This is a genomic window from Kitasatospora sp. NPDC028961, from assembly GCF_055564815.1.
On record NZ_JBVHVO010000002.1, the window covers coordinates 379,190 to 402,658 of the forward strand.

Here is a 23,469-nt window from a genome sequence, read left to right on the forward strand (position 1 = left end):
CTGCGCCGCCGTGCCACCGGGAGATCCCCCGCTCGGGCCGCCCCTGTTCGGGGGAGCGCCGCCGTCTGCCCTGGGCCCCGGGCCCGCCGGCCGGGTCAGCCGGAGGTCTCGGTGCGGTAGAGGCGGTCGATCTCGGCGTGCGAGAGGGAGAGCAGCACGGTGTGGCGGTCCTCGTCGACGGCGGTGACCGCGCTCATCGGGACCATCACCTCCCGGCCGAACACCCAGAAGCCGGTGTCGACGACCAGGTGCCGCTCGTCGACGTAGTCCGAGTGCCGGTCCACCCGGCCGATCTTCCCGTCGGGCCCCTCGACCCGGTAGCCCGTCAGGTCCACGGTGTGCCCGTCCGCCCCGAGGATCTCCGCCATTCCTGCCTCCCCTTGTACAGCCGGGCGGCCGCCCCCTGGTGTCGGGGGCGGCCGCCCGGGCTCGTCCGTGCCGGCCGGGCTTCGCGGCCGGGTCAACCCGCGGGTACGGGTGGGCGGGTCAGATCGCCGGTCCGCCGTAGAAGGGACCGTAGTACCCGGCGTACTTCTCCTGGTAGTCGGTGTCGTCGTGGTCGTGTCGGTCCCGGTCGAACTCCGGCCCGTTCTTGATCTCGTCCTTCGTCCGGTCGACGTACGCCTTGCGCTCCTCGAAGTCGACCTGGACCACGGTGCCGGCGGGCAGCAGGACGTGCTTGCCGAAGATCCACGGCCCGGTGTCGACCACCAGGTACCGGGCGTCGGCCTGCTCGGACAGCTTGTCGATCTTGCCGATGTGGCCGTCCACGGCCTCCACCCGGAAGTCGACGAGGTCGGACCCGGTGACGTAGCCGGAGGTGGAGCGGAACTCCCAGATGTTGACGTCGTTGCTCACGACTCTCCCTTCCGCACGGTGTGCTGCGCCGGGAATGCCCCGGCGGCGCTCGCCACCCCGACTGCCCCGCCTCGCCGGGTTCATGCGGGGTGGGGGAGAAATCAGAGGAAACCGGCCAGTTCGGCAGCGGTCGGCCGGCCGTTGGGTTCGGCCAGCAGGACGTACCGCAGCCGGGCCCAATCTCAAAGGCTGGTCCGGGCCCGGCCGCACGGCGCACTTGCTCGGGAGAACGCGGTGCTCGTCGGTCGGTGTGCCGGCGTCGGCCACCATCAGGTGCCGGCGTGGCCGCACAGGGGGGCGCATCGTGGTGCGGGGGCGCTTTCGGGGCGGCCGAGTGCCGCCCGTCAGGAGGGGACCGGCGGCAGGTGCGTGACCGTGCGCGAAGCCTGCTCGCGCGCGCGGAAGCCGAAGCAGACGAGGGTGACGCTCTCCCCGGCGCTTAGGGGGGTACGGCCGTGCGGTGTGAGCGCGCCGTCGAACACGACGCAGTCACCTGCGGCGAGGTCGCATTCGAGGTAGCTGTCGGCGGTGAGGAACACGCTGGTGCTGGCCCGGGGCAGCTCAGCGGGCCGCTCGTGCTTGAGGCACAGAATCAGGTTGGCCTCGCCGAAGCCGAACTCGTCCAGATGGAAGTCGAGTCGCTGTCCCTCCGCGTAGGCGATGTACACGGCGGTGTGTGGGGGTTCGACTGCCAGACCGCTGGAGCGCGACACGACGTTGGCGAGATCCACCTGCCCGACGAAAAGGCTCACGGCGTCGAGGGTGGCGGCGTTCCACTTCCCGTTGTGGAGGTAGCCGTCGGCGGCGACGGCCTTCTCGGCCTCTTCCGCCATCGCGGTGAGCAGCGCGGAGGGGAACGACTGGTCGCGCAGATGGCAGGGGTGTACACGCTGGTGCGCGGTGAGCCCGGCCACGGCGTACCGGACTGTCGGGAAATCCTGTGCCCACCGGCGCGGCGTCCGGGTCGTGATGCGGGACTGCAGCCAGGCGGTCCACTGGCGGCTCCATTGGCCGGGGACGGCGTGGCCGGTCGCCGATGCGCCGGCTTGGCTGATCAGCAGTTCCACTCTTTCGAGTGCAGCCTGTGTGGACTTGACGAGCTCGGCGTCTCCCTTGGCGATCCGGAGCCGCAGCGCTTCTTGAAGGTGGGCCCGCGCGCCTGCGGGGTCGCCGCACTCCATCAGGTGCTTGCCGGTGTGCTGGAGCGCGAAATCCATCAGTTCCGGGTGATGGTAGCGGGCGGTACTCAGGGCGCTGCGGTACAGCGCGTCCGCGCCTCGGACGTCTCCGGCATAGCGGTGCGCATCGCCGAGATTGAGCCCGGTTGCGACGACGGCCCTGCTGTTGCCGATTATCACGGCGAGTTCGAGCGACTGCCGGAGGGACGTCCGGGCCTCGTCGTGGTGGCCCAGGCACAGCTGAGCGATGCCGATCCACCGGGTCAGGACCCGGGCACGGGCCGTGTCGCTCCCTTCGGGCAGGGCCCGCAGTTCCTCCTGGAGGTGGCCGACTGCCGCAGTCAGCTCGTTCCGGTCGGTGGGTACCATCCGCAGGTTGTCGTCGTGGGTGATGAGGTGATCCAGCACGTGACCTCCGTCCGTCGCTCAGCTGCGTTCAGCGTGGCTCTACAGGTGGTGGGTGCGGTGGCGAAGGTCAGCCAGTAGTTCGATTCCGTGTGGGGTGAAGTGCTCGGTGAGGAGTTCGAGTTCGCGCATGAGGTAGCGCACGGCTGTCAGCCCCTCGTTGTACGCGCTCTGGAAGGTCGCACGCTCGGCGGGCATGAGGTCGTCGCGGCGCAGTTCGGCCTGGCGGAACCGGAGCAGCTGGTTGTAGACGCAGGTCGCATGGAAGGCCCGGTCGATCTCCCAGTACCGGTTGCGGTCCTCGCTCTGACCGGCCCGCCATCTGATCTCGATCTTGGGGGAGGTCTGGGAGGAGTACCCCGTGGCGAAGACCTGGTGCTGGAGGATGTGGAAGCTGACCGACTGGTGGGTGCCCTCGTGCAGCAGGTTCTCGGCCAGGTAGAGGTAAGAGGACCGATCGCTGACGGTGTTCGGAGGGATGTGGTGGGACGCCTTGTCGGAGAACACGATGACGTACGGGAGCGCGGGGTCGCTGGAGCTGGTGAGCGAGGAGACGCGGACCCCGGGCTTACGAACCACCCACAGCAGGCCCCGGACGAACTCGCGTACGCGGTCGAAGTCCTCGGGGTGGGCCAGGGAGAGGTGGTCCAGAGCCCGGGTGAGCATCGTGCGGCGCTCGTCGGTGTGCTCGGCGATCTGGTAGTCCGCCAAGTTGATCTCGTTGGCGATCTCGTCGGGGAGTGCGGCGTCGTACCAGTCGAACGACGTCCCGGCCACGGTCACGTGTTCGCTGCGCAGGGAGAGGGCGTGCTCCGCGTAGGGGGTGCCCGACTTGACCAGACACTCCATCAGAACGAACGGGAGCGCCATCTCCGCACCCTGCTCACGGAGCCGGATCAGGTTCGGGTCCTTGCGGTCGAGGTCGAAGAAGGAGCCGATGGGAACACGGTCAGTGATGGCGGGCTTCACTGCGGACTCTCCTTGATCGGGTGTGTGCGGCTGGGATCGGCGGGCCGGGAGGGCAGAGCACCTCTCGCCGACCCGCCTGTGTCGTCAACCAACCTGAATCGGTTGGAGGCTGAGGTCAGACCTCGGTGGCGACCGGGGCGAAGTCGCCGTCCGGGACCGAGTGGTCCAGGCGGCGGGTCAGGGTGTTGACGACCGTCTGCGGGACGAAGTCGCCGTCGGGGACGCTCTGGTCCGAACGATGGGTGAGGTTGGTGACCTCCGGATCACCAAGCTTGGTGGCGATACTCATGTGCCTCTCCAATCGGGTTGGCCTCCGCTCGCCCGGGGGTGGGCGGACAGCTGTGCGGGGTGGTGCGGCCCCGGCCCGGCAGAAGACCCTTTCCGGCGGGCCGGGAGCGTGTGGGCGCCCGAGGGCGCGAGACTCGGCTGGAAGCGGCCTGAGGCGATGAGTGCGGAGTCCGCCTGTCGGGCGCGGCATGGCGCCGGGGGTTGCGGGCGCGGGCGACCCGAGGACTCCCCGGACTGATTGCCATGGCGGCGCTCCCTCCGTCTCAGGACGTCTGGTGGCACTGAGAGACGGTAGGGAGAAGCGCGGTGTGCGGTCGACGAACTTGCCTGAGTTTGCTCGCATTCACCCGAGCGCGTTGATGGCTCCAGCAATGAGCGATCTCGCATCGGCACCGTAGACAGCGATTCTGGCCAAATCGGAGAACGCCTGGCCGTACTCCGAAATCTCGGCCGGCTGGGTGATGGTGAGGTGGGCGGAGACGAGTTCGACGTTCACCTGGGTGTCGTCGTAGACAGTGAAGGACTCAACTGGCCAGCCGGCGTTTCTGGTCGAACCGAGGGGAATCACTCCAAGGCTGACCGACGGGAGCGAGCCGACGGTGATGAGGTGGCCGAGCTGGCCGACCAAGATGTCCGGGGTGCCGATGACGGTTCGCAGCACCCACTCCTCGATCAGAACGGCGAACCGGTGATCTCCCGTGTGCAGCACCTTCTGGCGCTCCATTCGCACGGTGACAGCGGCGTCGACATCGTCGGGAGTACCGCGCAATGAGACGATCGTGCTCAGCACCGCGTGCGTGTAGGCCGCCGTCTGGAGCAGTCCGGGGACGACCCATGACTGGTACATCCGGAATCTCCGTGTGCGCTCGAAGAGAGGGCGCACTGACTCCTGTGCACGTTTGAGGCCGGCGCGCTCCAGGCGCCGCCATTCGACGTACATTCCCTCGATGTTCCGGGCCGTCGCGATGAGGTCTGCGGCCTGATCCGGGACGCCGCAGATGGCGGTCCAGGCGCGTAGGTCGGACTCGGTCGGCGTCACCCGGCCGCTCTGGATCTTGGAACACTTCGATTCATGCCATCCCGCAGCTATGGCCAGCGCCCGCGCGCTGAGTCCGGAGTCTCTCCGGATGTCGCGCAGACGCTGGCCGAGGGCCTGCTTGGCTTGCTGAATGCTGGACGACGCGGACACGGTCAGCGCAACCGGAAGTCCTCGTGCGGGACCGCCCGATCCCAGACGGCTTCGAAGGCGGAGGCGCAGAGCCTCACGGCCTGCGGATCAGTGGTGACTTCGTCGTCCACGAAGTCACCATCACCGCTGAAGTGGTGAACCACGAGAAGCTGTCCGTCGATCAGCCAGAAGTCGTTGCCCGGAAGCGCCAGGCCGGTTGTCTGTCGACGGGGAAGCCACCTGACCTGCTCGCCGGAGCCGACGTTCCGGAACGTGATCTCGTGCTCGAACCGGATGTACTCGCTCACCGGCTCCGAGACGACCCGCGCACGCAGCACATCGACGCCGCGGCTCGTGGTCTCCTCCATGAGCTGCAACCAGGGGCTCCACCACGACGGCCGGTCGGCGGGGTCGTCGCGTCGGCCGCTGAGCCAGCGGAGGAACAGGGGGTCGTCCCGCATGTATCCGTCGCGCATCTCCAGATGGAGAGCTGAGCGGGTACAGGTCCGAAGCAGGTCCTCAAGCGATGGAACTGCTGCCACCGTTCACCTCCGGGAAGAACTGCATCATCCGCCTGGGGAATTCGATCACCGTCTCGTGCCCGGGGATGTCCATCAGAGCGAGACGTTCCGGGTCGAGCACCTTCCAGCCCTGGAGGACGTAGTTGCCCGTCGCGTCGTCGAAGTAGACCGTCGGGGACTTGCCTTCGGGACTGTCGGGGACTTGCCTTCGGGACTGTCGGGGTCTTGTCCGAGCTTGTGCAAAGCCATGGTGGGCCTCCTGGCAGGTCGGAGCCGATTGCCTCGGACGATCTTTCCGTACAGGTCGCCACCCGTGCCATGAACTTGCTCGAACTTGCTCGTCCCGACGCCCGACAGGGTGGTCTCCGTGGTGCGCGGCCGTCGGCCCGTGGCGAGCTCGTGGTCGAGGGCAGGGCGGTGCTCTTTGCAGTGGCCAGGGGCCGACAGCCCTGGCTCGGCCGTGACCAGGGATATCGGCGATGCGGTCGGCGAGCGGATCGAGTCCGAGTCGGAGATCGCGTGCCAGGGGTAGCCCCGCGGGCGGAGAGAATTCCCGACCGTCGCCCGCCGGGGCAGCGGGCTCCCGCCGTGGTGAAGTGGCGGGAGCCCGCGGTGGGGTGCGGTGGGTCAGCCGTTGGCGAGGGCTTGGAGGCGGTCGTAGGCGCCGTTGAAGAGGTTCTGGTCGCCGGGGAACGTGCCGGAGTCGGCGTACTGCCAGAAGGTCTGGTAGCCCCAGCCGTTCGGGAGGGTGCCGACGGTGGAGCCGTAGCGGGCGAGCCAGAGCGGGTTGGTGGTGCCGAAGCCGCCGTTGTTTCCGGTGCACTGGGACCACCAGTTGGTGGTGGTGTAGATCGTCGGGTAGCGGCCGGTGCGGGCGTGGACGGTGTCGCTGAAGGAGCGGATCCAGCTGACCATGGCGCTCTGGCCGAGGCCGTAGCAGGTGGCGCCGTAGGGGTTGTACTCGATGTCGAGGGCGGGCGGCAGGGTCCTGCCGTCGCGGGACCAGCCGCCGCCGTGGTTGACGAACCAGGTGGCCTGGGCGGAGCCGGAGGAACGGTCCGGCAGGGCGAAGTGGTAGGCGCCGCGGATCAGGCCGGCGTTGTAGGAGCCGTTGTACTGCTGGGTGAAGTACGGGTTGGTGTAGGTGGTGCCCTCGGTGGCCTTGACGTAGCCGAAGCGGGCGCCGTTCGCCTTCACCGACGCCCAGTTGACGTTGCCCTGGTAGCTGGAGACGTCCAGCCCGGGGGTCTGGGTGGCGGCGAGGGCGGCGACGCCCGCGGTGCTCGCTCTTCCTTCGTGGGCGGCCACGGTGGAGCCGGCGAAGTCGAGCTCGGGGTGGAGGGCGGGCAGGTGGCGGTCCGCCTGCCCGCCGGTGGTCGGGGCGGGCCCGGGCTCGGCCGCGTAGGCCGGCGCGGTCACGCCGGTGACCAGTGCGACGGCTGCGGCGAGTGCGCCCAGGAGGGGTAGACGGCGGGATTTCGAGGGTGCGGCGGTACCGGTGGGGCCTGCGGAGCGGGACGTGCTGAGCATGAACACTCCTCTGATCCGGTGATGGTCCGGTGAGGGCCCATGAGGCCTCTGGTGCCCGGGAGTTGACCCGGACGGAGAGCAGAGTAGCCATGTACCCGCCAGGGTGGCCAGAGGCCCGGACACCTCGTGGGGGCGGCCCCCGGGTGGCCGCGGCACGGTCGGGCCCGGCCCGACGGTTACGCCAGCGGGTGCGCCGGCCCGGGCCGTCCGCCAGGCTGGCATCGTGGGTTCGCGAACCGCCGTCCCGTGACCCGGAGGGCGCGGCGGCACCTCGACGGGAGGTCCGGTGATGAGCGACGCGATCGTGGTCGGCTCCGGCCCCAACGGCCTCGCCGCCGCCGTCACCCTGGCCGAACGCGGCCTGGCCGTCACCGTCCTGGAGGCGGCGGCGGAGATCGGCGGCGGCGCCCGGAGCGGTGAGGCCACCCTCCCCGGGGTGCTGCACGACCACTGCTCCGCCGTGCACCCCTTCGGGATCGCCTCGCCGTTCCTGCGCTCCGCCGACCTCGCCCGCCACGGCCTGCGCTGGCGGCTGCCCGAGGTCGACCTGGCCCACCCGCTGGACAACGGCGACGCCGTCACCGCCGGACGGTCCGTACGCGCCACCGCCCGCGCCCTGGGGTCGGACGGCGCGGCCTGGCTGCGCCTGTTCGGCGACCTGTCGGAAGGCTTCGACGAGCTGGCCGAGGACACCCTGCGCCCGATCGTCCGGGTACCCGCCCACCCGGTGCGGCTCGCCCGGTTCGGCAGCCGGGCCCTCCTGCCGGCGACCGTGCTCGCCCGCCGCTGGCACACCGAACGGGCCCGCGCCCTGTTCGCCGGGTCCGCGGCGCACAGCTTCCAGCCACTGGACCGGCCGCTGACCTCCGCGGCCGGACTGCTGCTGATCGCAGCCGCGCACCACCGCGGCTGGCCGGTCGCCGAGGGCGGCTCAGGCGCGATCACGGCGGCCCTGGCCGGGCGGCTGCGCGAGCTGGGCGGCCGGATCGAGACCGGGGTGCGGGTGACCTCGCTGGCCGAGCTGCGCCCGTGCCCGGTCGTCCTGCTCGACGTGGCCCCCCGCGCGGCCGCGGCGATCTGCGGGCCCGCCCTGCCGCGCCCCGTCCGGCGCGCGTACCTGCGCTACCGGCACGGGCCGGCGGCCTTCAAGGTGGACTTCGCGGTGGCGGGCGGCATCCCGTGGCGCAACGCGGACTGCCGTCGGGCCGGCACCGTCCACGTGGGCGGCACGCTGGAGGAGGTGGCGTTCGCCGAGGGGGAGGTGGCCCGGGGGAGGATGCCGCAGCGCCCGTTCCTGGTGGTGGCCCAGCAGTACCTCGCCGACCCGGACCGCTCGGCCGGCGACGTCCACCCCGTCCATGCCTACGCGCACGTGCCGCACGGCTACCCCGGTGACGTCGAGGACCTGCTCGTCGCCGGGATCGAGCGGTTCGCACCGGGTTTCCGGCACCGGATCCTCGCTTCCGTCGCCACCGGCCCCGGGGGGCTGGAGAGCCGCAACCCGAACTACGTCGGCGGGGACATCTGCACCGGCGCCAACGGTCCGGTCCGGACGGTGCTGCGTCCGAGAACCGCGCCGCACCCGTACGACACGGGCATTCCGGGCGTCTACCTCTGCTCGGCGGCGACCCCGCCGGGCGCCGGGGTGCACGGCATGTGCGGTGCCAACGCGGCCCGGGCCGCCCTGCGCGCCGTGCCGCACGGTGGGCCCGGGTGAGGCGGGGGCGCCTCCGTCGGGGCCGGGGCGCGGCGGCGGCCTCGGCCGCCAGGGGGTGCGGTGCCGTTGTGGCACGATGCCTGAGTCGGCACCCGAACGGCCGCCGCCCTACCGATGAGAAGAGGACCACCGTGCCCGCGACCACCCCGGACACCGCCCGGCCCGAGGCGGACAGCCTCGACTTCCGTATCGCGACCGTGGCCGACGTGCCCGCGCTGCTCGCCCTCGTCGAGTCCGCCTACCGCGGCGACGCCAGCCGGGCGGGCTGGACCACCGAGGCCGATCTGCTGGACGGCCAGCGCACCGATGCCGAGGGCGTCACCGCCGCCGTCACCCACCCCGACGGCGTGGTGCTGCTCGTCGAGCGGGCCGGCGAACTGGTCGCCTGCTGCCAGCTCGAACACCGGGGCCCGACCGCCTACTTCGGCATGTTCTCGGTGAGCCCCGGCCGGCAGGGCGGCGGCGTGGGGCGGGCCGTGCTGGAGGAGGCCGCGCGGTTCGTCGCGCGGGAGTGGGGCGCCGTCGAGCTGGAGATGACGGTGATCGAGCAGCGTGCCGACCTGATCGCCTGGTACGAGCGCCGGGGCTTCCACCGCACCGGCGTCTACTCGCCGTTCCCCTACGGCGACGAGCGTTTCGGCGTCCCGCGCCGCCCCGACCTGCGGTTCGAGAAGCTGGTGAAGGACCTTACCGAGCAGTAATGATGACGTTCCATCAGTGCGATGACGCAATGTCAAAGTGCTGACCTGCGGCGATGTGGAGATGTCACACCTCGTTCATTATTGGTCTAGGCCAATGTGAGAGGCTGGCGGAACGAACGGCCACGTTCCGTCCGAGCCCAGGGGGGCCATCTCCGCATGCCCGTACTCCATGGCACCGCCATGCCCGCATCCGACACCGGTCCGCGCCTCGCCGTCGCGGACGACTCGCTGCGACTGCCCAGCCCACCCGACGATCAGGAGCTCTACTGGTACTTCGGCCCGCAGCGCCGCTGGGTGCTGCTCTGCGCCACCCTCTCCTACACCGGCGCGACCGTCACGCTCGGCCTCTTCGCACTCAGCCGGCCGCTGCTCTGGCCCTTCCTGGTGCTGACCGTCCTCAACGCCGTGACCTGGGTGCTCTCCCTCGCCGACGGCCAGCGGGCGCGCCGGTTCACCCGTGACTCGCACGACCTGCTGCTGCGCGCCTGGCAGCCCGCCCGCCACCCCGGCGTCGACCTGCTGCTGCCCACCGCCGGCGAGCCGCTGGCCGTGCTGGACAACGCCTACCGCCACACCGCCGCCGTCCGCTGGCCGGGCGCGCTGACCGTCCTCGTCCTGGACGACGCCGCCCGCCCCGAGGTGCGCGAACTCGCCGAGTCCTACGGCTTCCAGTACCGGGCCCGGCCCGACCGGGGCCGGTTCAAGAAGGCCGGCAACCTCAACCACGGCCTGGCCGAGGGCACCGGCGACATCATCGCCGTCCTCGACGCCGACTTCTGCCCGCGCCCCGACTTCCTGCACCACCTGGTGCCCTACCTCGACACCCCCGAGGTCGGCATCGTGCAGAGCCCCCAGTGCTTCGACACCGACCCGGACATGTCGTGGCTGGAGCGGGCCGCCGGCGCGACCCAGGAGATCTTCTACCGCTGGATCCAGCCCTCCCGCGACGCCCAGGACGGCACCGTCTGCTGCGGCACCAACGCGCTCTACCGGCGCGCCGCGCTGGAGCGGGTCGGCGGCTTCGCCGAGATCGACCACAGCGAGGACCTCTACACCGGCCTCTCGCTGGCGCGCGCCGGGTGGACCACCCGCTACGTCCCCGCGCTGGTCGCCAAGGGCATGTCGCCCACCGGCCTGCCCGCCTTCATCAGCCAGCAGTACCGCTGGTGCCTCGGCTCGCTCGCCCTGGTCGGCGATCCCGGCTTCCGCAGCGGGCCGCTGAGCCGCTCGGCCCGGCTCTGCTTCTGGAACGGCATCCTCGGCTACCTGACCAGCGCGGTGAACGTCTTCGCCATCCCGCTGCCGGCCCTGATCATGCTGTTCTTCGCGCCCGACGAGATCGAGCCCTGGCAGGTCCTGCCGTTCCTGCCGCCGATCTGGGTCGCCCTCGTCCTGCTGCCCGCGATGTCCCGCACCCGCTGGCGCTTCGAGGTCACCCGCGTCCAACTCCTCGGCGGGCTCTGCCACGTGGTCGCCATCGCGCACGCGCTGCGCCGCCGCAGCGCCGACTGGGTGCCCACCGGTGCCGTCTCCGGCGGCAGCGCGCTGGCCCGCGCGGTCGCCCGGATCGGGGTCGGCTGGCTCGGCCTGGTCGTGGTCGCCGGGGCCGTGGGTCTCGGCCGGGCCGTCGCGCTGCACGGCTGGCAGCCGTACTGGGCGCTGGTGGGGCTGCTCGGGCTCACCGCCCACACGATGATCCCGCTCGTCCGGTCGCTCTGGCCGCTGCTGCGCGGCGGCAAGGGCGGCGACGTCGCCGCGCCCGTTCGACGCGCCACCGGCGCGGACGGGGGCACCGTCCGGGGAACCGCCGCCGAGCGGGCGGCCGCCGATCTGCGCTTCGGGCGTGCCGAGGCCGTCGCCGTCACCGCCGTCCTGCTGCTGTGCGGCCTGCTGGCCTCCGGCTGGGCGGACCCGCTGCTCTTCTGATGTTCCATCAATGAGCTGACTTTGTAAGTTAGTTGACTTCCTTTGCCGCCCTTGCGCGTCGCCCCACCGGCGCGGAACGACCTCACCCGCCAGGCCGCCCCACTCGGCCGCGCGGCCCCCGAACCGCCGCTGCCAGCCCTGCAAGGAGCCCCGCCGTGTCAACGGCCGTACCACCGAACGCCGAACCGCCGCGCGCCGTTCCCGTTCCTGTCCCTGTTGCTGTTCCTGTTCCTGTTCCTGTTGCTGTCCCGGATCGTGTTCGTGAGCCGGTTGCGGTTTCGGTGTTCGCCACCGCCGCCACTGCCGCCTCCGCCACCGCCGCCGCGCCGAGTGCCGGCGGTGCGGCCGCCGATCTGCGCTTCGGGCGTGCCGAGGCCGTCGCCGTCACCGCCGTCCTGCTGCTGTGCGGCCTGCTGGCCTCCGGCTGGGCGGACCCGCTGCTCTTCTGATGTTCCATCAATGAGCTGACTTTGTAAGTTAGTTGACTTCCTTTGCCGCCCTTGCGCGTCGCCCCACCGGCGCGGAACGACCTCACCCGCCAGGCCGCCCCACTCGGCCGCGCGGCCCCCGAACCGCCGCTGCCAGCCCTGCAAGGAGCCCCGCCGTGTCAACGGCCGTACCACCGAACGCCGAACCGCCGCGCGCCGTTCCCGTTCCTGTCCCTGTTGCTGTTCCTGTTCCTGTTCCTGTTGCTGTCCCGGATCGTGTTCGTGAGCCGGTTGCGGTTTCGGTGTTCGCCACCGCCGCCACTGCCGCCTCCGCCACCGCCGCCGCGCCGAGTGCCGGCGGTGCGGCCGCCGACCCCGACCCGGCGGCCGACCTCGTGCTGCTGACGGCAGCCGGCACCGCCGTGGCGGCGCAGGCGCAGCCGGCCGAGGAGCCCCGGAAGCGGGCGGCCTTCCGCCCCGACATCGAAGGACTGCGCGGCGTCGCCGTGCTCGCCGTCCTCGCCTTCCACGCCGCCGTGCCGGCCTTCACCGGCGGCTACGTCGGCGTCGACATCTTCTTCGTCATCTCCGGGTTCCTGATCACCGGCCTGCTGCTGGCCCGACCGATCGGCCTCCGGGACTTCGCCGCCCGCCGTGCCCGCCGGATCCTGCCCGCCGCCGCGGTCGTCCTGGTCGCCACCGCACTGGCCGGCGGCGCGCTGCTCGACCCGCTGCGCGGCACCGACCTGGCCCGGGACCTGATCGCCTCGGCCGGCCAGTTCGCCAACTGGCGGTTCGTCGGCCAGCAGACCGACTACCTCGGCGCCGAGCGCGACCCGAGCCCGCTCCAGCACTTCTGGTCGCTCGGCGTGGAGAACCAGTTCTACCTGCTCTGGGGCGTGCTGCTGCTCGGCCTCGCCCGCTACCTGAGGGGCCGCCGGCGCACCGCCGTGATCGCCGTCGTGACCACCGCGATCGGTGGCGTCTCGCTGCTGCTCTGCATCCGCTGGACGGCCGGCTCCGCGCCGCTCGGCTACTTCTCGACCGCCAGCCGGCTCTGGGAGTTCGCCGCCGGCGCCTGCGCCGCCATGCTCGGCTCGGCCCTCGCCGGGTGGCTGCCGCGGGCCGGCCGCTCCGGACGGCCGGTCGGCCGGGCCCTGCGTCTGCTCGGCTGGGCCGGCGCGGCGGCGGTCGTGGTCGCCGTCCTCCGGTACGACCGCAACACCCCCTTCCCCGGCAGCGCCGCCCTGCTGCCCGTCCTCGGCACCGCCGCCGTGCTGCTCGCCGGACCCGCGCACCGCGCGCTCGGCGCCACCGACGTCGGCCGGCTGCTCGCGGCCCGTCCGCTGCGAGCCGCCGGCCGGCTCTCCTACGTCTGGTACCTCTGGCACTGGCCGGTGCTCACCATCGCCCAGGCCCGCTACGGCGCGCTGCCCTGGACCACCCTGGTCGCGCTCACGGCGGCGAGCGCCGTCCCGGCCTGGCTGACCATGCGGCTGGTCGAACAACCGCTGCGCTACGGCAGCAGCCCGGCCCCTCGCCGGGGCCTGGCGGTCGGCGCCAGCGCGCTGGTGATCCCGCTGATCGCCGGGCTGACCCTGGGCGGCGGCACCGTCCGGGCCCTCGGCGACACCACCGGGCCGATCGCCGTCCCGGCCGGCGCGGTCGACGGCCCCGCCCTGCTCGCCCCCGGCAGCCGGGTCCTGAGCCTGACGCCCTCGCTGGCCCGGGCCCGCGAGGACTTCCCCCCGGGGCACGGCTGCGAGATCCCGCTCGGTGCCGAGAACAGCCCGCGCTGCCTGTTCGGCGCCGAGGACAGCCCCGACCGGATCGTGCTGATCGGCGACTCGCACGCGGGCCAGTGGATCTCGGGCGCGCTCGCCCTGGCCGAGCAGCGGAACTGGGCCCTGGAGGTGCTGGTCAAGCCGGGCTGCCCACTGGCCACCCTGACCGTGCGCAACAACGTCCTCGGCCGGACCTTCGACGAGTGCGACCGCTGGCGCGAGAACACCTTCACCCGGCTGGCCACCGGTCCCAAGCCACGGCTGATCGTGATGGCCGGCCTCAACCGGTACGGCAGCGGGCCGGAGCGCGCCGAAGGCTGGAGCCGCACGCTGGACCGCCTCTCGGCCATCGGCGCGCCGCTCGCTTACCTGGGCGACACGCCGATGCCCGGCAAGGACATCCCGACCTGCCTGGCAGCCTCCGACGGCCGCTCGGACGCCTGCTTCTTCCCCCGGGAGACGGCCTTCGAGCAGGACCCGCTGCTCGCGGGTGGGCTCGCCGAGCGCTACCGCGTCCGGGTGCTGGACCTCGGGCCGCTGCTCTGCCCCGGGACCGGCCCGGACTGCCCGGCGGTCCTGGAGGGGGTGGTGCTCTACCGGGACGCGGGGCACATCACCGACACGCTGGCGAAGGTGCTGGCGCCCCGGTTGGACAAGGGGCTGCTGCCGGCGGGGTGAGGCACCCGGCCCGGCCCCGGGAGTGGTGGCGGGCCGGGCTGTCGGGGACAGATCGTTGGGGCGACCGGTCAGCCGTAGATGTTGTGGCAGAGCCTGGCCTGCTCCGAGCCGGCGGGCCAGCGGCCGAAGCGCTCGGCCTGGTCGCAGATCGAGCCGCCGCCGGTCGTGGCCGGTCCGCCGCCGCTCGCACCCGGGGTCCCCGCGGTGGCCGACGGCCCCGCGGGCGCCGACCCGCCGGCCCCCGGGGCCTCCGGGCTCCGGGCCGGGGCCGGGCGGGGCGTCCGGCTCTGCCTCGCCCGGGCGGCGGCGGAGCGTGCCGCGCCCGGCGCGCCGTCCACTCCCGCCCGCTCCGCCCCCGGCGAGGCCTCGGATGCCGTGCCGGCGGTGGCCGTCGGGCCCGCGGCGCCGCCCGGAGCCGCGTCCGCCGAGGCCGGGGCGGTGGTGGTCGGCGGGGCCGGTACCGGCAGCAGGTCGGGGACCGCGGGCACCGACGGCGAGGGCGAGGGCGACGGGGACGTACCGGGGAAGGCCACCACGCCGGACGACTCCTCGCCCGATCCGGGCCCGCACATCACCAGGACGGACGCCAGCACGGCGCCGATCCCGGCGGCCGCTGCCGCCCACGCCCGGCGGGACCGCGGCCTGGCCGGGGGCGGCACGGGTGCGGCGGGCGGGGGTGCGACGTGCGACGCGACCGGGGGCGCGGCGGGTACCGGTGGCGGCTCCCACGCCTGCGTCGGCCACTGCCACTGTCCATCGCCGGGTTGCCCGCTCATGCCCTCGTCCTCCTGCTGCCGAATTCGCCGCCGCCGAATCGCCGCTGCGCCACTGCCGGGTCCACCGCCCGGGTCGACCTCGATCCCGGTGCGGTCCGTCCGCCTCGTCCGGCGACCCGTTCGCCGTACTCAACGAGCGCGCCGACGGCGGGACATGACCCGGAAGAGGGTTCTGTCGCGCCGTCCGTTCCGCACTTCGCTCCGCACTCCGTCCCGGCTGTACGCTGCCGGCCGTACCCCGGGTGCGGGCGGCGGAGGTCCGCCACATGCTGGGGGCATGGAAACGAACAGCACGTCAAAGCCCCTGGTCGAGGTCGCCGAGTTCCGTACCGACAGCCGCTACCGCCTGGTCCACTTCGAGGGCCACGGCTGGGAGCCGCTGGCCCCGGAGGAGTTCGAGCCACGGATCCACCAGCTCTTCCCCGACCTCGATCCACGCGACGAGTCCCGTGTGCACTGGGTGGACCGGCCCTGGCAGTGGCCGGCCTGGCACGCCGGCGAGGCCTGAGGGACGGGCGTCGCCGGGCCCCGGGCGTCGGGCGGGCCGGCGGGCGGCCGGTGGCGGGGTCGGCGGTGCGGAGGCGGCAGCAGGGCGGAGTGAGCGGTGGGGGAGGGGCGCGCGCTGTCGTCGGATCAGCCGCCCATTCGGAGGACGCCGCGGTGGAGGAGGTGCTCCGGATGCGCGGTGCTGCGGCCGTGGGGTGCTGCGGGTGTGGGGTGCTGCGGGTGACCGGCGCTGGGGCGTGAGTGCATGCGGGCCGCACCTGTTTCGGGCCTGCCGGGCGTTCGCGCCGGTGGTGGCCGCCGAAGCGAAGAAGCGCGGTTTGGAGCGCTGCGGCAATCGGGGGAAGATCGCCCCGGCGGTGGCGGGCGATCCGGCCTGACCGCAGCCGTCCGACACATCAGGGGGGCACGTGAACCGACCGGCCGGCACCGCAGGTTACGCCGAGGCGGCGGCGGAACTCGCCGTGCAGTACGAGGAGGTGACCTTCGAACAGGTCCACCGCGAACTGCTGCACCTCTTCCCCGGGGCGCCGAGCACCGTCCTGGACTTCGGTGCCGGCACCGGACGGGACGCGGCCGCCCTCGCGGCCCTCGGCCACCGGGTCGTCGCCGCCGAGCCCACCGGGGAGCTGCGCCGGATCGGGCAGCGGATCCACGCCGACAGCGACATCCGCTGGGTGGACGACGCGCTGCCCGAAGCGGCTGCCGTCACCGCCTCGGAGGAGCGCTTCGACCTGGTCCTGCTGACCGCCGTCTGGATGCATCTGGCCGACCGGGAGCGTGTGTTGGCGATGGCAGCGCTCGCCCGTCTGCTCGCGCCCGCCGGTCGGGTGATGCTCTCCCTCCGCCACGGCCCCGTCCCGCCCGGCCGCCGGATGTTCGACGTCCCGGCCGACGAGACCGTCGCGCTCGCCGACCGGCACGGCCTGACCCTGCTGACCCACGTCACCCGTCCCGACCTCCACGCCCGCCCGGGCGTGACCTGGACCCTGCTCGCCTTCGAACGGACAGGCGCCGGGGAGGGCTGAGGCCGCCGGGCATCCGCTGCTCGGACGGCGGCAGGACGGTTCACCCCCCGATGCGGCCCGAGCCGGGGGTGAACCGTGCTGGCGCCCCGGTCAGCGGCGCCGGTCGCCGAACCTGGTGAACCGGGCGAAGCGGCTGAACCTCCCGAACCGGCCGGTTCGGGAAGGGGCGCGATCCGGGTTCGGTCGGCCGGGTGCGCGTGGGCCTGGTGCGAGGGGGCCGGGTGCGCGTGGGTCTGGTGCGAGGGGGGCCGTGCCGGTGGTGGTGGTGCCGAAGCCGTCGGCGACCAGGCGGGTCGCCCAGCGGCGCAGGACGTCGGCGACGGGTGGGTGGTGTAGACCGGCGGCGCGGGCCAGGCGGTCGGCGGACGTGGTGTCGTAGCCGTCCTCCGAGAGGAAGCTGAGCGTCTCGGGGTCGGCGCCGGTCAGCGCGCGGGGCAACCGGCGGACCAGGCCGACCGGGACGAGGGCGCGGGGTGCGGGCACTCCGAGGTGGTCGGCCAGCAGACCGATCAGCTCGGGCAGCGGGGGCGTCGCGGGGTCGAGCACGGTGTGGGAGTGCGCCGGACCGTCGTCGAACTCCGGTACGGCGGCGAGGAACCGGGCCAGGTGGTCGACCGCGACCACCGGCAGGAAGGTCCGCGCCGAACCCGGGAGCAACGGCAGGCGCCGATGGGCGAGTTGGCGGACCAGCTCGGCCAGGCCGAGGTACTGTCCGGCCTCGCCGGTGACCGAATGACCGACCACGCTGCTCGGGTTGACCGTGGTGAGCGGTACGCCGAGGCGGGCGGCCGTGACGCGGACGGCGGCGTCGCCCACGAGTTTGGAGGCCTCGTAGGCGCCGAGGCGGGTGTAGAGCGCGTCGGTCTCGGCGGCCGGGAGTGGGTAGCGCGGCGTGGCGTCCCGGCCGACCCGGTAGCCCGAGAGGTGGACGAGCCGCCGGAGCCCCGGACGGGCGGCGGCCCAGTGCAGCACGTGCAGCGCGCCGTCGACGTTGGCGGCGTCCGCCTCGGTGCGCTCCAGGCCGAACCGGTAGAGGGCGGCGAGGTTGTGGATGTCGCGGATGTCCGTCAGCCGGGCTTCGTCCGTCGTGCCGAGGCCGAGGCCGGGGCGGGTGAGGTCGGCGGCGACGGTGGTCAGCGCGGTGTCGTCGGCGCCGTGCTCGCGGAGCCAGTGGCGCAGTTGCCCGTCCCGTGCGGATCCGCGCCCGCCCCGGATGCCGGCGGCCACCGGCTCGCCGCGGTCGAGGAGTTCGAGAACCAGCCAGCGGCCCAGGAAACCGGTCGCGCCGAGGACCAGGGTGCGCGGCAGGGGCTGGGGTAGCCGGCGCTGCGGCGGGGTGGTGGAGTTCATCGGGAGGTCCTTTTCTGTAGACCGGTCTGCATATTTTTGGGGGATGCCTGAGTGGGAGTGAGGGCGCGGGGAGGGCAGATGAGTATGTAGACCGGTCGGCAGATTTCCAGACGCGGCCTACGGTGACAGGAGTTGGAGGGCCTCAGACTCGGTAGACCGGTCGGTTGATTTCTCTCGGTGGCCTGGGGTGGAAGTCAGGGCGTCAGCTGAGATTCGGTAGACCGGTCGGTATATTTTCAGGCGACGATCAAGCGGAGCCGATCGGAGCTCGGCCGACTGCGGGGTCGGGCGGACCGGTGGGCCCCGCACGTGAGGTCAGGACGGGCGCGGCCGGTCGGTCACTTCTTCTTGGCGCCGAGCAGGTGGTGGACGGCGTGCCGGGCGTCCTCCAGGGGGCGGCGGTCGCGACGCACCCGGGCGAGCAGGACGGCGCCCTCCAGTACGGCGAGCGCCTGGCCCGAAGCGGTCTCCGCCTCGGCGGGGGCGAATCCCTGGGCGGTGAGGCGTTCGGTGAGCACGAGCTGCCAGCTCGCGTACACCTCGGCGCAGACGCGGCGCAGAGGCTCGTTGCTTCCCGCCACCTCCAGGCCCACGGTCGCGATGGGGCAGCCCTTGCTGTAGTCGGACTCCTCCAGGCGGGCGATGAAGACCTCGGTGAGCCGGTCGACCAGTGCCGTCGCCTCCGGGCTGCGGCCGACGGGCGTCCGGAGGAGTTCCTCGACCTCCTGCCCGGCCTGGACGAGGGCGGCGGCGACCAGTTGGTCCTTGCCCTCGGGGAAGTGGAAGTAGAGCGAGCCGCGCGGTGCGCCGCTCTCCGCCACGATCTGGTTGAGGCCGGTACCGAAGTAGCCCTGTGCCTCGATCAGGTTGCGCGCGCCGGCGATCAGCCGGGCGCGGGTCTCTTCTCCCTTGACTCCCATGAGGAAACAGTAGACCGGTCTGTATATTCCTGTCGACCTTCGACCCGGGTGGCCGGTTCATCGGGGGGTCGGCCGTTGACGCCCTGTTGAGCACCGGGCACCAGGGACCAGGCCCCGGGCGCCCTCGGGGACGCGTACCCCGCCGCCATGTGAACCGGTGCCGTGCGGAGACGAACCAACCATTGCGCGCAAGGAATTCGCCACGGGCGGCAATCGCACGCCCCATGGTCATGGGCGATTGACGGATCCGTGGCTTCCGGTTCGGCTACGTTCCTAGCCTGTCAGGCATGACGCACAGCCACCAGCACCAGGCCGAACCGGATGTCGACCGGACAGTCGCCCCCCACCTCGACGCCCCCCACCCCGACGCCCCCCACCCCGACGCCGCGCCCGCGGCCGGTCCGTCCCGGGCGACCGCGCTCGGCTGATCGTCACCAGCGCCACGGCCGTCGAACGGGGCTGAGCCGCAGTACACCCCGAGGCCCCGCCGCCCGGGCAGGTCGGCAGGGACGCCGGCGCGACCGGCCGTGCGGCGGCCGTGCGGCGGCCGTGCGGCGGCGGGGAGCGGCGGCGGGGGAGCGGCGAGGCCGACGGTGGAGCGGACCCCGCTGGGTGTGCCGCGCAGCCGCGGTCGTCGGAAAGCGGTTGACGCTCGCCGGCGTCAGGCCGTTCGATTACCTGCCATGAACATGAGCGCAGGGCAGATGCATCCCGGCACCTACCCCACGGACGTCGATCTCGTACGGCGGCTGATCGCCGGGCAGTTCCCGCAGTGGGCGGGGCTGGCGGTCGAGCGGTTCCCGTCCGGCGGGACGGTCAACGCGATGTACCGGCTGGGCGACGACATGGTCGTCCGGCTGCCGCTGACGCGGGGCGGGGCCGGCGACGTGCTGCTGGAGCGGGCCTGGCTCCCCCGGCTCGCGCCCCAGCTGCCCCGGCCCGTCCCCGAGGCGCTCGGTGACGGGGTGCCCGCCGAGGGCTTCCTCTGGCCGTGGGCGGTCTACCGGTGGCTGCCGGGGGAGAACCCGGAGGTGGAGGCCCTGAGCGAACCGGTGCTGCTGGCCGAGGACCTGGCCGGGTTCGTGGCGGCGATGCGGAGCATCACCCTGCCCGGTGCGCCCCCGGCCCACCGCGGCGGGCCGGTCGCCTCGCTCGACGTGGAGACCAGGGCGGCGATCGAGGAGCTGCGCGGGATCCCGCAGGAGGGTGTCGACTGCGATGCCGCCACGGCCGTGTGGGAGGAGGCGTTGCGGACCCCGGACTGGGACGGGCCGCCGGTGTGGCTGCATGCCGATCTCATGCCGGGCAACCTGCTGGTGGAAGCCGGCAGGCTGACCTCGGTCATCGATTTCGGCTGCCTGGGGACGGGTGATCCCGCCTGCGACCTGTTCCCGGCGTGGAACCTCCTGCCCGCCCGGGCGCGGGAGGTCTTCCGCGAGGCGCTGGGCGTGGACGACGCGACCTGGATCCGCGGCCGCGGGCGGACCCTCTCGCAGGCGCTGATCGCGCTGCCGTACTACCGGAGGACCAACCCGGCGATGGCCCGCAACGCCCGGCACGTGATCCGGACGGTGCTGGGGGAGGTCTGACGCGGGTCCCGGTCGGGTGGACGGCCCGGCCCCTGTCCCCCCGGCCCCTGTCCCCCCGGCCCAACGGGTCTGCGAGAGTGCCGGTATGAAACTTCGCTGCGCCGTACTCGACGACTACCAGGGTGTCGCGACGAGCATCGTCGACTGGTCACCGGTGACCGACCGGGTGGAACTGACCTCCTTCCCGCGGCACTTCGGCTCGGAGGACGAACTGGTCGACGCCATCGCCGACTTCGACATCATCGTGACCTTGCGCGAACGGGTGGCGTTCCCGGCGGCCGTGTTCGCCCGGCTGCCCCGGCTGCGGCTGCTGGTGGCCTCCGGGATGCGGAACACGGTGATCGACTACGCGGCCGCCCGCGCGCACGGGGTGACGGTCTGCGGCACGGCGAGTTCGTCCACGCCGCCGGTGGAGCTGACCTGGGCGCTGCTGCTCGGGCTCGCCCGGGGGATCGTCACCGAGAACGACGCGCTGCGCACGGGCGGCCCGTGGCAGAGCACCCTCGGCGCGGACCTGGCCGGGCGGCGGCTGGGATTGCTCGGGCTGGGCAAGATCGGGGCGCTGGTGGCCCGGGTCGGCCTCGCGTTCGGCATGGACGTGGTCGCCTGGAGCCCGAACCTCACCGAGGAGCGGGCCGCCGAGGTCGGCGTCCGGCGCGCCGCCACCAAGGAGGAGCTGCTGCGGGAGAGCGACTTCGTCTCCGTCCACCTGGTGCTGGGCGACCGCAGCCGGGGCTTGCTGGGCAAGGCCGAGTTCGCGTCGATGAAGCCGCGGGCGTACCTGGTGAACACCTCGCGGGCGGCGATCGTCGACCAGGACGCGCTGCTCGCCGCCCTGGCCGAGGGCCGGATCGCGGGTGCGGCGGTGGACGTCTTCGACGTCGAACCGCTGCCCGCCGACCATCCGTTGCGCACCGCGCCCCGGCTGCTGGCGACCCCGCACCTCGGCTATGTGTCGGGCGACACCTACCGGACGTTCTACGGCCAGGCGGTGGAGGACATCGCGGCGTTCCTGGCCGGCTCCCCGGTCCGCGTCCTGGGCTGAGGCCCCGGCCGGTCCGGAACACCGGGCCGGGCACGCCGGGGCGGCCCGTCGCCCCGGGAAACCCCGGGGCGACGGGCCGCCGTTGGTGCGCGGAGCGGGTCGTCAGCTGACCGCGACGGCGCTCCAGGCGGCCGCGACGGCCTTGTACTCGGTGCTGGTCGCGCCGTACAGGTCCTTCGCCGCACTCAGGGTCGCGGTGCGGGCGGCCTTGTAGTTGGTGGTGGAGGTCATGTAGACGGTCAGCGCGCGGTACCAGATCTTGGCGACCTTCTGGTTGCCGATGCCGGTCACCGTGGACTGGTTGCAGGTGGGGCTGTTGTAGGTGAACCCGTTGATGGTCTTGCTGCCGCTGCCCTCGCTGGCGAGGTAGAAGAAGTGGTTGCCGACGCCCGAGGAGTTGTGCACGTCGAGCTGCCCGACCTTGCTGGTCCAGCAGTCGGCGGACCCGCCGTCCAGCGAGGGCTTGTCCATCCGGCGCAGCCACGGCGGGGTGGACTGGTCGCTGAACAGGTAGTCGGGGGTGTCCACCTTGTTGTTGGCGTACCACTCGACCATGGTGCCGAAGATGTCACTGGTGGACTCGTTGAGGCCGCCGGACTCGCCGCTGTAGCGCAGGTTGGCGGTCGCGCTGGTGACGCCGTGGGTCATCTCGTGGCCCATGGTGTCGAGGTCGACCTGCTCCGGGTCCTTGGAGCCGTCGCCGTCACCGGTCATCATGCAGAAGCAGCTGTCGGACCACTGGGCGTTGTCCCAGTCGGTGCCGACGTGCACGAAGACGGTGGCGCCCTTGCCGTCGTTCTTGATGCCGCTGCGGCCGAAGGTGTTCTTGTAGTAGTCGTACGTCCAGGCGGTGTTGGCGTGGGCGTCGACGGCGGCGGTGGCGCGGTCGGTGGAGAACTTCTTCCCGTCGCCCCAGGTGTTGTCCGTGTCGGTGAACAGCGTGCCGGAGCTCGCCTTGAGCGAGCCCGCGGAGACGTTGTGCGCGTCCCTGGTGGTGTGCTTGCGCACCGGGTCGATCAGCGCGAAGCCGCCGGACTGCGCGGTGGTGTCGATGGTGATGTCGCCGGTGTACTCGGAGTGGCCGGTGCCGCTGGCCTGGTGCTCGGAGTCGTAGCTCTCGATCTGTTCGCCGGTGGAGGCGTCGGTGACGACGACCTTCCCGGCGGGCTGACCGTGGTCGCCGACACCGGCGACGGTGGTCTTCCAGGCGAGGCGGGGCGTGCCGTCGGCGGCCCAGACGACCAGTTCGGGGGAGCTGGTCGCGGAGCCGATGGACGGCGCGGACTGGAGGGCGCGGCTCGCGGAGGTCTGCGCCGGGACCTTCGGGACGATGGACGCCACCGCGGCCTCGTGGGCGGCGGCGCGGGAGGAGTCCTTGAGCCGGCCGCGCGCGTCCTGGTGCACGACCAGGTCGCCGCCGACCACGGGCAGGCCCTGGAAGGTGCGGTCGAAGCGGACGTGCTGGGTGCCGTCGGCGTCGATGATGACGTCCTTGACCTGGAGGTCCTGGCCGTCGCCGAAGCCGAACACCCCCGCGTTGTGGGTGACGTTGGCCCTGGCCTGGGCGATCGCGGCGGCGTGGTCGGTGGGGGCGGCCGACGCCGTGGCGGTCTGGAAGGTGGCGGCCACGAGTGCGGCGGTGACCGCTATGGCTCCGGCCGCGAGCTTGCGGCGGTGAGAGGAGATGGGGCTCACTCTGACTCCAGTCGGGGGTAGCTGCAGGGATACGAGCTGGGTCAGAGTTTGACGGTGAACTGACAACGTTGGCTAGAGATTTGAAGAGACCTTGACCATTCCGTGTTCTGTCCTGATCGAACTTGATAGGTAGTGAACAAATGCCGTGGGAGCCCACCGTGACGACCCGGTACCTCTGGCGCCGCGCCTTCACCCACGGTGAACTGGCCGCTCTGCATGCGGAGGGGTCCGGCCCCCGTCGGCACCGGCCTCCCGCGCCACTGACCGGTGCCGCTGACCGGTGCTTCTGGCCGGTGCCTCCGGCCAGTGCCCTGACCCGCACCTCCGACTACCCCTCCGCGCGGGACCGAGTGCGAGCGCCGTCGCCCGGTGTCGCCGATCCCCTGCGGGCGGTCCCGCCGGCCCGTACGC

General features: G+C 72.6%; 22 protein-coding genes. 10 read left to right on the forward strand and 12 right to left on the reverse strand.

The window, feature by feature from the left end:
* Nucleotides 1-95: 95 nt before the first annotated feature.
* The 8 genes from ACZ4UX_RS05880 to ACZ4UX_RS05915 form a co-directional block, all read right to left on the reverse strand.
* Nucleotides 96-368, reverse strand: coding sequence for a hypothetical protein (locus ACZ4UX_RS05880; RefSeq protein ID WP_329486033.1), 273 nt, complete (start codon nt 366-368; stop codon nt 96-98).
* Between the two features lie 118 nt (nt 369-486).
* Nucleotides 487-858, reverse strand: coding sequence for a PRC-barrel domain-containing protein (locus tag ACZ4UX_RS05885; RefSeq protein ID WP_329486032.1), 372 nt, complete (start codon nt 856-858; stop codon nt 487-489).
* Between the two features lie 344 nt (nt 859-1,202).
* Nucleotides 1,203-2,444: a tetratricopeptide repeat protein gene (locus ACZ4UX_RS05890; RefSeq protein WP_465705746.1), complete on the reverse strand. Its 1,242-nt coding sequence runs from the start codon at nt 2,442-2,444 to the stop codon at nt 1,203-1,205.
* A 39-nt stretch (nt 2,445-2,483) separates the two neighbouring features.
* Nucleotides 2,484-3,410, reverse strand: a complete 927-nt coding sequence (locus tag ACZ4UX_RS05895) for a hypothetical protein (protein WP_465705747.1) — start codon at nt 3,408-3,410, stop codon at nt 2,484-2,486.
* A 115-nt stretch (nt 3,411-3,525) separates the two neighbouring features.
* Nucleotides 3,526-3,699, reverse strand: coding sequence for a hypothetical protein (locus ACZ4UX_RS05900; RefSeq protein ID WP_359837504.1), 174 nt, complete (start codon nt 3,697-3,699; stop codon nt 3,526-3,528).
* A 342-nt stretch (nt 3,700-4,041) separates the two neighbouring features.
* Entirely contained in the window at nt 4,042-4,893 is an 852-nt protein-coding gene (locus ACZ4UX_RS05905; protein ID WP_465705968.1) for a helix-turn-helix domain-containing protein, read from the reverse strand.
* Complete coding sequence (locus ACZ4UX_RS05910; RefSeq protein ID WP_465705748.1) at nt 4,890-5,408, reverse strand: DUF6879 family protein; 519 nt, start codon at nt 5,406-5,408, stop codon at nt 4,890-4,892. The genes ACZ4UX_RS05905 and ACZ4UX_RS05910 overlap by 4 nt, the downstream gene beginning before the upstream one ends.
* Nucleotides 5,409-6,014: 606 nt before the next feature.
* Nucleotides 6,015-6,917, reverse strand: a complete 903-nt coding sequence (locus ACZ4UX_RS05915) for a lysozyme (protein ID WP_465705749.1) — start codon at nt 6,915-6,917, stop codon at nt 6,015-6,017.
* A 289-nt stretch (nt 6,918-7,206) separates the two neighbouring features.
* On the opposite strand from ACZ4UX_RS05915, the gene ACZ4UX_RS05920 reads away from it, so the two are divergent.
* The 5 genes from ACZ4UX_RS05920 to ACZ4UX_RS05940 all read left to right on the forward strand — a co-directional run bounded on the left by ACZ4UX_RS05920 (nt 7,207) and on the right by ACZ4UX_RS05940 (nt 14,151).
* Nucleotides 7,207-8,634: a phytoene desaturase family protein gene (locus tag ACZ4UX_RS05920; RefSeq protein ID WP_465705750.1), complete on the forward strand. Its 1,428-nt coding sequence runs from the start codon at nt 7,207-7,209 to the stop codon at nt 8,632-8,634.
* 131 nt (nt 8,635-8,765) lie between these two features.
* A complete protein-coding gene (locus tag ACZ4UX_RS05925; RefSeq protein ID WP_465705751.1) occupies nt 8,766-9,335 on the forward strand; it encodes a GNAT family N-acetyltransferase in 570 nt (189 codons plus the stop codon).
* A gap of 180 nt (nt 9,336-9,515) precedes the next feature.
* A complete protein-coding gene (locus ACZ4UX_RS05930) occupies nt 9,516-11,261 on the forward strand; it encodes a glycosyltransferase family 2 protein (protein ID WP_465705752.1) in 1,746 nt (581 codons plus the stop codon).
* Nucleotides 11,262-11,542: 281 nt separating this feature from the next.
* Nucleotides 11,543-11,710, forward strand: a complete 168-nt coding sequence (locus ACZ4UX_RS05935; protein WP_465705753.1) for a hypothetical protein — start codon at nt 11,543-11,545, stop codon at nt 11,708-11,710.
* Between the two features lie 281 nt (nt 11,711-11,991).
* On the forward strand, nt 11,992-14,151 hold the full coding sequence (locus tag ACZ4UX_RS05940; protein WP_465705754.1) for an acyltransferase family protein: 2,160 nt from the start codon (nt 11,992-11,994) through the stop codon (nt 14,149-14,151).
* A gap of 68 nt (nt 14,152-14,219) precedes the next feature.
* On the opposite strand, the gene ACZ4UX_RS05945 is transcribed toward ACZ4UX_RS05940, so the two are convergent.
* Entirely contained in the window at nt 14,220-14,927 is a 708-nt protein-coding gene (locus ACZ4UX_RS05945; RefSeq protein ID WP_465705755.1) for a hypothetical protein, read from the reverse strand.
* A gap of 277 nt (nt 14,928-15,204) precedes the next feature.
* Here ACZ4UX_RS05945 and ACZ4UX_RS05950 point away from each other — a divergent pair, with 277 nt between their 5' ends.
* Together ACZ4UX_RS05950 and ACZ4UX_RS05955 are read left to right on the forward strand one after the other, a co-directional pair.
* Nucleotides 15,205-15,435, forward strand: coding sequence for a hypothetical protein (locus tag ACZ4UX_RS05950; protein ID WP_329486024.1), 231 nt, complete (start codon nt 15,205-15,207; stop codon nt 15,433-15,435).
* 406 nt (nt 15,436-15,841) lie between these two features.
* Nucleotides 15,842-16,459: a class I SAM-dependent methyltransferase gene (locus tag ACZ4UX_RS05955; RefSeq protein ID WP_465705756.1), complete on the forward strand. Its 618-nt coding sequence runs from the start codon at nt 15,842-15,844 to the stop codon at nt 16,457-16,459.
* Nucleotides 16,460-16,549: 90 nt separating this feature from the next.
* Here the strand turns inward: ACZ4UX_RS05955 and ACZ4UX_RS05960 are convergent, their stop codons facing one another.
* Together ACZ4UX_RS05960 and ACZ4UX_RS05965 are read right to left on the reverse strand one after the other, a co-directional pair.
* Nucleotides 16,550-17,809: an SDR family oxidoreductase gene (locus ACZ4UX_RS05960; RefSeq protein ID WP_465705757.1), complete on the reverse strand. Its 1,260-nt coding sequence runs from the start codon at nt 17,807-17,809 to the stop codon at nt 16,550-16,552.
* 338 nt (nt 17,810-18,147) lie between these two features.
* The gene (locus ACZ4UX_RS05965) at nt 18,148-18,729 is read right to left on the reverse strand and encodes a TetR/AcrR family transcriptional regulator (protein ID WP_465705758.1); all 582 of its coding nucleotides are present in this window, start codon (nt 18,727-18,729) and stop codon (nt 18,148-18,150) included.
* 287 nt (nt 18,730-19,016) lie between these two features.
* On the opposite strand from ACZ4UX_RS05965, the gene ACZ4UX_RS05970 reads away from it, so the two are divergent.
* The 3 genes from ACZ4UX_RS05970 (at nt 19,017) to ACZ4UX_RS05980 (ending at nt 21,363) form a co-directional block, all read left to right on the forward strand.
* Nucleotides 19,017-19,157, forward strand: coding sequence for a hypothetical protein (locus ACZ4UX_RS05970; RefSeq protein WP_465705759.1), 141 nt, complete (start codon nt 19,017-19,019; stop codon nt 19,155-19,157).
* Between the two features lie 261 nt (nt 19,158-19,418).
* A complete protein-coding gene (locus tag ACZ4UX_RS05975) occupies nt 19,419-20,318 on the forward strand; it encodes an aminoglycoside phosphotransferase family protein (protein WP_465705969.1) in 900 nt (299 codons plus the stop codon).
* A gap of 85 nt (nt 20,319-20,403) precedes the next feature.
* Nucleotides 20,404-21,363: a D-2-hydroxyacid dehydrogenase family protein gene (locus tag ACZ4UX_RS05980; protein WP_465705760.1), complete on the forward strand. Its 960-nt coding sequence runs from the start codon at nt 20,404-20,406 to the stop codon at nt 21,361-21,363.
* Between the two features lie 102 nt (nt 21,364-21,465).
* Here ACZ4UX_RS05980 and ACZ4UX_RS05985 read toward each other — a convergent pair whose 3' ends face one another.
* Entirely contained in the window at nt 21,466-23,058 is a 1,593-nt protein-coding gene (locus ACZ4UX_RS05985) for a M4 family metallopeptidase (RefSeq protein WP_380392468.1), read from the reverse strand.
* Nucleotides 23,059-23,469: the final 411 nt, after the last annotated feature.

What these genes read in the sequence shown, in the direction of transcription:
- ACZ4UX_RS05880 (WP_329486033.1), bottom strand. Translation starts at nt 368, where the DNA reads ATGGCGGAGATCCTCGGGGCGGACGGGCACACCGTGGACCTGACGGGC.
- ACZ4UX_RS05900 (WP_359837504.1), bottom strand. Translation starts at nt 3,699, where the DNA reads ATGAGTATCGCCACCAAGCTTGGTGATCCGGAGGTCACCAACCTCACC.
- ACZ4UX_RS05915 (WP_465705749.1), bottom strand. Translation starts at nt 6,917, where the DNA reads ATGCTCAGCACGTCCCGCTCCGCAGGCCCCACCGGTACCGCCGCACCC.
- ACZ4UX_RS05920 (WP_465705750.1), top strand. Translation starts at nt 7,207, where the DNA reads ATGAGCGACGCGATCGTGGTCGGCTCCGGCCCCAACGGCCTCGCCGCC.
- ACZ4UX_RS05930 (WP_465705752.1), top strand. Translation starts at nt 9,516, where the DNA reads ATGCCCGCATCCGACACCGGTCCGCGCCTCGCCGTCGCGGACGACTCG.
- ACZ4UX_RS05945 (WP_465705755.1), bottom strand. Translation starts at nt 14,927, where the DNA reads ATGAGCGGGCAACCCGGCGATGGACAGTGGCAGTGGCCGACGCAGGCG.
- ACZ4UX_RS05950 (WP_329486024.1), top strand. Translation starts at nt 15,205, where the DNA reads ATGGAAACGAACAGCACGTCAAAGCCCCTGGTCGAGGTCGCCGAGTTC.
- ACZ4UX_RS05960 (WP_465705757.1), bottom strand. Translation starts at nt 17,809, where the DNA reads ATGAACTCCACCACCCCGCCGCAGCGCCGGCTACCCCAGCCCCTGCCG.
- ACZ4UX_RS05965 (WP_465705758.1), bottom strand. Translation starts at nt 18,729, where the DNA reads ATGGGAGTCAAGGGAGAAGAGACCCGCGCCCGGCTGATCGCCGGCGCG.
- ACZ4UX_RS05970 (WP_465705759.1), top strand. Translation starts at nt 19,017, where the DNA reads ATGACGCACAGCCACCAGCACCAGGCCGAACCGGATGTCGACCGGACA.
- ACZ4UX_RS05975 (WP_465705969.1), top strand. Translation starts at nt 19,419, where the DNA reads ATGAGCGCAGGGCAGATGCATCCCGGCACCTACCCCACGGACGTCGAT.
- ACZ4UX_RS05980 (WP_465705760.1), top strand. Translation starts at nt 20,404, where the DNA reads ATGAAACTTCGCTGCGCCGTACTCGACGACTACCAGGGTGTCGCGACG.